This is a genomic window from Allocoleopsis sp., from assembly GCF_036703385.1.
Lineage (GTDB): Bacteria > Cyanobacteriota > Cyanobacteriia > Cyanobacteriales > Coleofasciculaceae > Allocoleopsis.
Genome location: NZ_DATNPA010000764.1, coordinates 1 through 9,779 on the forward strand (window position 1 = coordinate 1; position 9,779 = coordinate 9,779).

Below are 9,779 nucleotides of genomic sequence, written 5' to 3' on the forward strand. Positions count from 1 at the left end.
GATCGCAAAGCAGAATGGTTGATGGCAGTGTCGGCTCCATTCAAGAAACTGAGTCAACTCTTGAGTGGACTTGCGGCGATTGGCAACTCCAGTCAAAGCGTCGGTTTCTGATAGCGTTCTGAGTAGGCGCGATCGCTCCAAGCGATTGAAAATCCGGGTGACAAGTTCTGGGCCAACAATGGGCTTTCTCACGTAGTCATCCGCACCTGCGGCAAATACCTGATGCATGATTTCAGCATCGGAATGAGCCGTGAGAAACAGGATAGGCAATCCACTCCATCGTGGGTCATTACGAACCACCTGGCACAGCTCAATCCCACTGATATGGGGCATTTCTACATCCAGAACTAATAGATCGGGTGGAGTAGCCTCCAGTGTATCCAGGAATAGGAGTGGATTGTCGAGAACAGAGACATAAAGCCCCCAAGGTATCAGTAGACGCTGTAGTGCCATTAATACTTGCGGGTCGTCGTCTACAATCATCACCATTGCTTTAGTCAGACGGGTATTTTGCAGCAATTGATTGACGGCCTCTAATACCTGAGTAGCCGTGACAGGCTGCTGTAAAACCCGATGTCCGCCCAGACGAGCAATTTTCACGCGATCAATCAAACTATCTCGATCTGTGAGTACAAGAGCGGGTACGGGTGGAGTACAGGCACTCAGTTCCGCTAACAATGTCAAATGGTTATCCAGGGTGTCAGCCGCAGAAAAATCCAGCAAAACAGCATTTGGGCGCTGATCGGTTATCTGTTCTCTAGCCGCAACGGGATTTGGGGTGATTTGCGATCGCATTCCCCAACTGAGTGTCTCTGCCGCCAACTGTTCAGCCAATAATCGATTTGGACTGACAATGAGCAGACAGGGACGCCCATCAATGGGTTCACTGTCTGAGATTATTTCAGGAAGTTGCCCGGTGCTCATGCGTTGCACTTCCTGCCGCAGTGCTGTGACAAGTTGGGAAAGGTGCTGCGTGCGCTCGCGATCCAGCGATACCCCCTTTTCAAATATAGTTTCGATTTCTTGAGCCAAACGGGAGCCTGCATCAGCCCCAAACATACCTAACGAGCCTCCTAACTTGTGAGCTTCCCACTCAGCTTGCCGCCGCATTTCGTCACTGAGCTGATTTTGGAGCAATAGCGCCACAGCTTGCTCGATTACATCAATCCGGTGATTAGTATCCTCTTTAACCTGTTCCCAAATCTTGGCGACTCCGGCTAGAGTCTCCGATTCGACACTGGATGCTTCTGCTCCTTTGCTCTCCTGTCCCTTTGGGTCTTTACTCTTTTGCTCCTTGGCTCCTTTGCTATTTTCTTCTGCTGGTCTGAGTCGATAGCCAATCCCATAAACTGTCTCAATTGGATCGTCTACAACCCCCGCTGCCTTGAGCTTGTGACGTAAGGTCCTGATATGGGAGCGGATGGTGTCTTCTGTGGGCGGTTCTTCAAATGACCAGATGTGGTCAATCAATGCACCCGTGCTAAAGATGCGATGCGGGTTGCGCAGGAAAAGTTCTAGCAGACCATATTCTTTGGGCGTCAAACGTAACGATTGACTGTTACAGGTCACTTCACAAATGCTAGGGTTAAGCTTCAGGTTTCGCCACTCCAAGAGCGGTGGTAACGCTGCTCCTCCCCGCCGTAGTAAGGCACGGATACGAGCCAATAACTCCTGCAAATTAAACGGTTTGGCAACATAGTCATCTGCCCCTGCATCCAAACCTATGGCTGTATTGGTGCTGGTCTTTTGGGCAGTCAACAGGAGAATTGGGGTTTGATTGCCCTGCGATCGCAGCCGCCGACAAAGCGTCATCCCATCAAGCTTGGGCAACATGACATCCAGCAGGATTAAGTCATAGGTAAAGGATTCCACCAACTCCCAACCGGCTTGACCATCTGTCGCCACATCAACAGCATAGTGCTGGTCAATCAGCGCTTTGGCAAGTGGTACAGCAATCAGCGCATCATCCTCTATTAGTAGTATTTTCATCGTGGCTGATGACAGCGAACTCCAAGGACTTACTGATCAGAAGAATAACTCTGCTACTGTCAGAGCGCTCTCTAGATTAAGCCTAGCTCTAGTCCAGTTCAGATGAAGTTTCAGGCTCTTGAAGCGATTGAGGTGATTGAACGAGTTCATCATCAGCAAGCAGGTCGGCCTCGCAAAGACGCTCAAGCCAGACGGGTCAGCTATCATTTACAAGCTACTTTGGTGCCGAAGCCAACGGTCATTCAGGTACAAGTCACCTGTGCTGGTTGCTTCATTTTGGCTACCAACATTACAGACCCCCAAAAGTTGAGTAACGATGAAGTACTCCAAGAGTACAAAGCTCAACTGCTCATATTTATTCCCTTGCTACCAATTTTTGGACTTAAAAAACATAAATAAAAAATATTTCTTTTTCTTATCGGTCACAATTGGCAGTTTATCGAGTAGCAAAAGAGGCTGCTGAAGAAGTATTACGATGCCCATAAGTTGTTGGTAGATTGTCTCAATAGCGATTATTATTTCAGCCGTGAGATGCAACAGCATATTGAGGATTCCTTGTTGTTACCTATGGCGGAGATTGAGAACAGGAAGCCTACTGGGTGAGCCGATGATTACGCATTCAACATAGAGACGCGATCGCCTTTAGAATGAGGTAGAAAAACGATCGCTCTCATTTGAAATTTGTAGGTGTTGGGTGAGTTTAGGAACTCAATCTATACATTTCACCGCCCTTGTCTACCGACTTGCCTACTGCTTCGGTCGAGCTTGTTCAATCTGCTGAAGTTGCTCTTTTGTGAGGATACCTTCAATAGACTTTAGGTAAGATTGAAAAATTTGCTGGAGTTGCGTTTTCTGCGTGCCTGACAGATTTGTCAGCCCCTGTGGCCCCTTCTTTTTGAAATCATCCATTTGCGCGGGTGTTAGCACCTGGGCAATTTTTGAGATCGTTTGCGCTCGTATCTCTTTAAACTTAGCCTGCTGTTCTTGGCTTAAAGTGATTTCGCCACGCGACGAGGGTTGTTGCGTCTCAGCCATAGCTGCCAATGGAGTGACAGCGATAGCAGCCGTGACAAACACTCCCATAATCAGCGGCATGATTTTGAGCATTTTCATCCTAATCTTCCTTAGTTTCAATGAGATCGGATATCCCGATCAACAGCCCTTGCAGTTCGCCTATCGTAGAGCTTCTCTGCCATGATAGTCGAGATCGAGTTGGGCAACAAAAAAGCGATCGCGAGAAATCTCGTCCAAACTCCTGATGCTATCTATAACTGATGTTCAATTTTTGCCCTCACCGAACCAATGGCAACAAAGGATGGGCAGAGAAACTCAACGTATCCTCGAAAGAAACAACGATGCGACCGAATCATCCCTCCGAAATCAACTCTCCTTCCCGAATATAGATATAGCGAAAGGCAGAAGGCTTTTATGTTTATTACTGCTATGTGGTCGTTTCAGCTGTTAACTCTGTCCTAACCTTTATGGCGACAGCTATATTAGAAAGATCTGAAGGGTATCCCTCAGCTACAGTTGAAAACGCCTAACCAATCTTCAGTTCAACTCGACTGAAATCTTGGTTAGGCAAACCTAAATTTTTGATAAAAAACCGATTCCTATTTCTGTGCCTGCTCAATCGGAAAGGCACCGGGCTGTACTGTAAGACTCATGTCTCTTTGATTTCGGTGCAACTCGAATTGTAGGTTGCTGCCTAGCTGAGAATCTTCCACAGCCTTTTGGATATCCTCGGCGTTTTTCACGGGTTGACCATTAATTTTGTGGATAACATCCCCAGCCCGCAGTCCAGCTTTGGCGGCCGGTGAATTTTGCATGACTTTGGCAATCAGTATACCGTTATCCTCATCAACGGTAAGACCCGCATTCGGATTGTTATTAATATTTTGTTTGAGGTCTGGTGTTAATGTAACCATCTGGATGCCCAAGTAAGGATGTTGAACCTTGCCATGTGCGATTAATTGGTCAGCAATGCGCTTAGCGGTATTGATGGGAATCGCAAAGCCTAAACCTTGGGCACCCTGGATAATTGCTGTGTTCATGCCAATCACTTGACCCGAGGCATTCAGGAGTGGCCCTCCAGAGTTACCAGGGTTGATAGCGGCATCGGTTTGGATAAATTGAACTCGCTTATCGGGAACACCGACTTGAGAACTAGTACGGCCTGTCGCACTGATGATACCTTTAGTTACAGTGTTATCAAGACCTAAAGGGTTACCGATCGCGATCGCCCATTCCCCTGGTTTGAGTTCCTCGGAATTACCGAGCATCACCGTGGGAAGATTGCTCGCTTGAATTTTAACGATCGCAACATCTGTAACGGGATCCGTTCCCATTACTTTACCGACAAAGCTGCGACCATCTTTGATCGTCACATTCACCGTATCCGCACCCTCAACAACATGAGCATTAGTCAGAATCTCACCGTTGCTGTTGATAATAAAACCTGACCCTGTACCCCGTTCAACTCGTTTCTGCGGCTCTGTTGGAAGATCGGCCCCAAAGAAATCCCGAAACAGAGGGTTATTAAACATATCTGGCATCTGAGTCGTGACGGTTCGAGACGAATCAATCCGTACCACCGCAGGCCCAACTTTTTCAACGACATTCGTGATAAAGTTTGTGTTCTGAGTCGGTAATGATACGTTAGTCGGAGCAGGTTCTGCTAGAGCTTGAGTGGAACTTCTAGAATTAGACAAACCTTGGGAAAACAAGTGACCTGACAAGAAATAGTTGCCGGAGAACGTGGCACCAGCTCCCAGCAAAACCAGTGATAAATAGCTCAGTGCCTTTCTAAAAGGAGAAGAGGCAGGTTTGTAAGCCTTGGAATTTTGGTTGTCTACTAGCATGAGATTCTCTTTGAAAATGCGGTTGCTCTGGATGATGCGGCCCTAATTGATAGCGAGTAGCAGCTGTTTAGAGGTTAGGGCGAAGGAGCAAAGGAGAGAGTTTTTATCAGACTAACTACAGCTGACATTTATCAATGTAGATATTCTCTGTGACGCTCTTGTGACAGTTATATGACGCCTGGGTGAACGTGAGTCATGCGATTTTGGATTTTGGATAAGGGAATTGTCCCCACCATTGTTAGCGCAAGCGGGCGTTCCAAAGGAGCGACTAGTCGGGGGCTTGAAACCTTTTTAATTTTTGATCAAAGTCTTCTTATCGGCTAAAAATTAACCACTCACCCCTATTTAAGGGTTAAAGAAATTGTGGACGCTGCGATTGAGTTTCTTGGAGTTTTTTTTCCAACATTGGCCAATCTTCTTGCTCGATCAGTTCAATCAATTGGTCGAGGCTGTGGCGATAGGAGGTGAGCGATCGCAAGATTGACTCTCGATTATATCGCGCCATCATAATACCCAGCTCTGGGTTCCCGCCCCCAACGCGACTCGTATCCCGGAATCCAGAACTCGCTAACTGTTGAGCCAATTCTAAAACAGTTGGGTCAGGTTCGCTCATACAGCTATCAATCAAGCCAGCACTAACCATCACAGGCAGATGAGAGATCGACGCCACGGCGCGATCATGGTCTTCGGGACGGCAGAAGTAGACCCGTGAAGTGAGCGATCGCACAATCTCTTCCACCCGTTTTACGGCTGGTGTTGGTGTTGTCTCAATCGGTGTCAGGACGTAGGGATTTTCTGCAAACAATCCTAAGACAGCCGCGTCTACACCACTGTCTGTCGTGCCTGCCATTGGGTGTCCGCCCACAAAGTTGTGCCACAAGGGAGCAACTTGGTTAACAATCGCCGCCTTGACCGAACCGACGTCGGTGAGTACTGTTTCTGGAGAGAGATGGGGAATTAACTGCTGTACAGTAGGTGCGATCGCAGCAATGGGCGTGCAAATAAAGACAACATCTGCCGCTGCCAAAAGAGTCAGATTAAGGCTAGCGTCATCCACAACACCTCGCTCAATGGCTCGTTGGCAAGTTTGTTCTTGGCGAGAAACCCCTAAGACTTGGTAACCCAGCGCTCTCAAGTCCAACCCCAAAGAGCCACCAATCAGTCCCAACCCTACGATTCCAATGTTCATGTTATTTCATCCAAAGTGAACTACCGCACTTCATTTTGCACTCATTATGCCTACTTAGAACGTGGAAACCGTGCGGCGTTGGCATTTGAGGACTGGGTCGCAATCCGGGAGAGTCTCAACGAGAAGCAATTACCTCTTCTTAGATTGGCTTGAACCGGGCTAAAGCCCCCGTAATGAGAGCCGGGGATAAGCTTACGTTGGGCAAAAGATTTGAGATTGCTCAATTTTTCCCTTCGCAAAGTGCTGCGTCAGCGCTAGCGGATGCAACATAGCGAGGATAAATTTTAGCTGTTATCTAACCACTACCACCCAGCAATTACATCTTTATCTTTGCCCACTTTGACATTTTGAGGTGACTGACCCTCGCTAAAGCACAGGGGTTTTCAGGTTCTAGATTGTTTTAATAGAGATATGAATTGTTTAGCTCGTTTCGATTTTAATTTTCGATAGTTATCGTAAAACAAATCTTGCCGTAACAAGTCGGGTTTCAAGGCTATATCTCTTTATCGCCTTTGCTCCCTTCCCAAACTTGACCCTAAAAAGTACAAGTGCGGACTTCCCGACGATATAGTTAAATTAAGATTTGTATAATGCAGAACCTGAAGGCGACTAGACCTTCGCTTTTTTAGTCGATGCTGGGGTTGGTCGCTACCATGCGCCCCCTAACTCAATCTTGGGATCGACAAGGAACTGAAATGCTATCGGGTAGCGCTTAGTCCACAACTCGTTCACTTGCAGTCAGTCCAAAGTAGCTTTAATGGATGTCAGGGAAATTCTCAAACAATATGCAGCCGGAGAAAGAGACTTTTCTGGCCTTAACCTTGCTGAAGTCAACTTGAGTGCGGCTAATCTGAGCGGCGCTAATTTGAGTGAAGTGAATTTAAGTGTGGCTAACTTGAGTGGAGCCAACTTAAGCGGTGCAAACTTGAGCCAAGCTAAACTTAATGTCGCCAGACTCAGTGGCGCTAATGTCTCAAAAGCCAACTTAATCCAGGCAAGCCTTAACGTTACCAATTTAATTAGAACCGACTTGAGGAGAGCCAATCTGACTCAGGCCGCACTCATTCGTGCTGAACTGATTCGTGCTGAGCTTTCTGGTGCGATGCTCAAAGAAGCGAATCTCAGTGGTGCGGATCTGCGGGAGGCTGCCCTCAGACAAGCTATACTTAGCCGCGCTACTTTAAGTGAAGCCAACCTCCGGGGTGCCTTCCTGACAGCAAGCGTTCTGGAAGGGGCAAATTTGAACAAAGCTGATCTGAATCGAGCCGACCTCAGCGATAGCAACCTGAGAGAGGCTGACCTCAGACAAGCGAATTTAAGTTTTGCCAATCTCAGTGGGGCTGATCTGAGTCGGGCTAATCTCCGATGGGCAGACCTAAGAGGGGCCGATTTGCGCTGGGCTAATCTGAGCGATGCGAAATTAAGTGGAGCCAACTTAATGGGGGCTGACTTAAGCAATGCCAATTTACACAATGCCAGTCTCGTTCACGCCGATCTCACGCAGGCTTGCCTGATGAAGGTGGATTGGATCGGGGCTGACTTGAGTGGCGCTATATTGACCGGGGCGAAACTCCATGCTGTTTCTCGGTTTGGTTTGAAAACCACAGGGATAAACTGCGAGTGGGTTGACCTGAGTCCAGAAGGCGATCGCAGCGAGATTTTTTACCTGTCTGGCGAGGGTTTGCAAAAGTTTTTTAATGCAACCCAGCCGATAGTACAGATTACTGTGGATGCCCCTTTAGATCTCAACGCCAATTTTGCTTTAGCCTCTAGCTATTATCAAATTTCTCATATCTACCCAGCAATTAGTAAAGCTCCCAGCATTGAAGTTGGGGCGCGGAAAACGACTATTACATTCAGCATTGACAACAACGCTGACCTATTCACTCTGGCTTACTTGGCGATTCTTCCCTTCAAAGATGCAAAAACCGCTCATCAAAATATTCTCGCGATAGTCAACATGGTGCAATCACAAGAGCTAGATACTTTGGGGAACCAACAGCAAACACCCATGAGGGAATTAATTACAAATCTCTATCAAGCTATTGATACGATTAATAGCACTGAACCCCTAAAATTAGCACCTAGTTTGATAGAGTCGGTTAACTTTTTCCAAGCTTCGACCCATACGCTTATTACTAACTCAAGCGACCAAAGTTTGAATATTTATTACCACCCTGCTTTTGGTAAGTCTTGGATGAATCAATCTAACTTAGGGGATCGTTCCAAAAACGCCTCTTTGCAGACACCGGAAGCAACATTGCCACCCGTTAGTGAGGTGATGAAATTTATCACAGGCCTTGATTATGTCAAGCAATCCCTTGGACAATCCAACACGTCAAAGCACGCTGGATTCACTGAGTGATAACGTCGGGGTATGCCACTCAATCCGCCTCTCCAACTAATGTAAACGCTGCCCAATTATAAGGATTCGGTTGTTGTTTCATCGTTGTCAGCATAGCCTGACGTAATGCTTGAGCTTTGTCAGCGTTTTGCTTGAGATTGTGATAAAGTTCGGTCATCAAGAGCGCAGTGGGTGCATCAGGAACCGACCAGAGGGAGACGATGACACTCGGAGTCCCAGCACTAATCAAGGAACGAGATAGCCCAATAACGCCATCCCCGGTGATTTTTCCTCGACCGGTGTTACAAGCACTCAGGACAACCAAGTCTGCATTCAGCTTTAAATTGAGGAGTTCTCCCGCTGTGAGGTATCCTTCATCACCGGGCGAGGGAGCAAGTGCGATCGCACCGGGTACGCCCAGTTTCTTGATATCATCCAGTAGGCCGTGAGTCGCGAAATGCATCAGCCGCGCTTGAGACATCTGCTTGACAATACTAACTTTGGTTGCCTGTTCCCCAGTGATGGCTTGAGTATTCAAAAGCTGGGCAATTTCTCTGGCTTCCCGTTCCGCAGAGGGTAAGGGATCGAGATCGGCAGGCATCTTGGGATTACCTACAACGAGGGCATTTTTTCCTTGTAGTGATTCCGCCGTTTGTGAGCCTCGACTTTGCTGTTGTTGGTGCGTGAGGTCGAGAATTTGAATGGCTGGAGCCGTCAAGATGGTATGTTTTTGAATCAGGTACTGACCAGAAGCATCTTGCAGGGCTGGAAACGGCAATAAGAATAAGGTTTCATGGGGGATGAAAACCACTCGTTCGCTGGGGTCTTTGGGCAAAAACTCGGCAATCGGTTCAACAAGAAGTTGATAAAGTTGCTTTCTGACGGGTTCATTACGTTCGGCGTAAAGACCTGCTAAATTTCGACTGGCGCGAACGAGGTCTTCTAAGGACGTTGAAGCATTACCTGTTGACGCCCCTGGCAGGGACTTGAGATTTTTCAGGTCAACCTGCCGAAAGGCCACTTGACCCGTGGGTTGAACGACCCAGATGAAGAGTTTGGAAGATGGCCCGCGCAGCTTACCTTGAAACTTAAAATCGTCATCTGGGATGATGGCATACTCCACTAGTGTGGCTTTCTGAGTTTTTGCAATGTTCTGAATTTGGGCAATACTCGGTGGTTGTGCCTTGGTTTTATAGTTTTGGGCGGCTTGCGGAGATAAGCGTTGACCCAGTAACTCGACAAAGGCACGCGCTCTTCCTCGCTCAGAAACTTCTAACGCGGCTTCGGGTTTTTTCGCAGCGATGAGGATTTGTTGCAGCAGGTTATAGGAGAATACTTGGGTGTCAAAAATAGACACATTATCGGCATCCGTCAAGCCAGGGCGAAGCGATTCAAA

At 47.5% G+C, this 9,779-nt stretch carries 8 protein-coding genes; 3 read left to right on the forward strand and 5 right to left on the reverse strand.

Annotated elements, in window-relative coordinates:
* A partial coding sequence (locus V6C93_RS35800) for a response regulator (protein ID WP_333481465.1) occupies positions 1-1,989 on the reverse strand: 1,989 nt, incomplete at its 3' end.
* A gap of 102 nt (positions 1,990-2,091) precedes the next feature.
* On the opposite strand from V6C93_RS35800, the gene V6C93_RS35805 reads away from it, so the two are divergent.
* Positions 2,092-2,388 (forward strand): hypothetical protein, encoded by a 297-nt coding sequence (locus V6C93_RS35805; RefSeq protein WP_333481466.1) that lies wholly within the window; start codon positions 2,092-2,094, stop codon positions 2,386-2,388.
* Between the two features lie 60 nt (positions 2,389-2,448).
* Positions 2,449-2,592, forward strand: coding sequence for an NACHT C-terminal helical domain 2-containing protein (locus V6C93_RS38920; protein WP_414644360.1), 144 nt, complete (start codon positions 2,449-2,451; stop codon positions 2,590-2,592).
* A gap of 144 nt (positions 2,593-2,736) precedes the next feature.
* On the opposite strand, the gene V6C93_RS35810 is transcribed toward V6C93_RS38920, so the two are convergent.
* From V6C93_RS35810 to V6C93_RS35820, 3 genes are all read right to left on the reverse strand, one after another.
* Complete coding sequence (locus tag V6C93_RS35810) at positions 2,737-3,102, reverse strand: hypothetical protein (protein WP_333481467.1); 366 nt, start codon at positions 3,100-3,102, stop codon at positions 2,737-2,739.
* A gap of 500 nt (positions 3,103-3,602) precedes the next feature.
* Positions 3,603-4,850 (reverse strand): HhoA/HhoB/HtrA family serine endopeptidase, encoded by a 1,248-nt coding sequence (locus tag V6C93_RS35815; protein WP_333481468.1) that lies wholly within the window; start codon positions 4,848-4,850, stop codon positions 3,603-3,605.
* Positions 4,851-5,202: 352 nt separating this feature from the next.
* Positions 5,203-6,039 carry a prephenate/arogenate dehydrogenase gene (locus tag V6C93_RS35820; RefSeq protein ID WP_333481469.1) on the reverse strand — a complete coding sequence of 279 codons (837 nt, stop codon included), beginning with the start codon at positions 6,037-6,039 and terminating at the stop codon, positions 5,203-5,205.
* 757 nt (positions 6,040-6,796) lie between these two features.
* Between V6C93_RS35820 and V6C93_RS35825 the strand changes: the two genes are divergently transcribed.
* Positions 6,797-8,404 (forward strand): pentapeptide repeat-containing protein, encoded by a 1,608-nt coding sequence (locus V6C93_RS35825; protein ID WP_333481470.1) that lies wholly within the window; start codon positions 6,797-6,799, stop codon positions 8,402-8,404.
* Positions 8,405-8,423: 19 nt separating this feature from the next.
* Here V6C93_RS35825 and V6C93_RS35830 read toward each other — a convergent pair.
* Positions 8,424-9,779, reverse strand: a 1,356-nt coding sequence (locus V6C93_RS35830) for a CHAT domain-containing protein (protein ID WP_333481471.1), incomplete at its 5' end; no start/stop codon positions are given.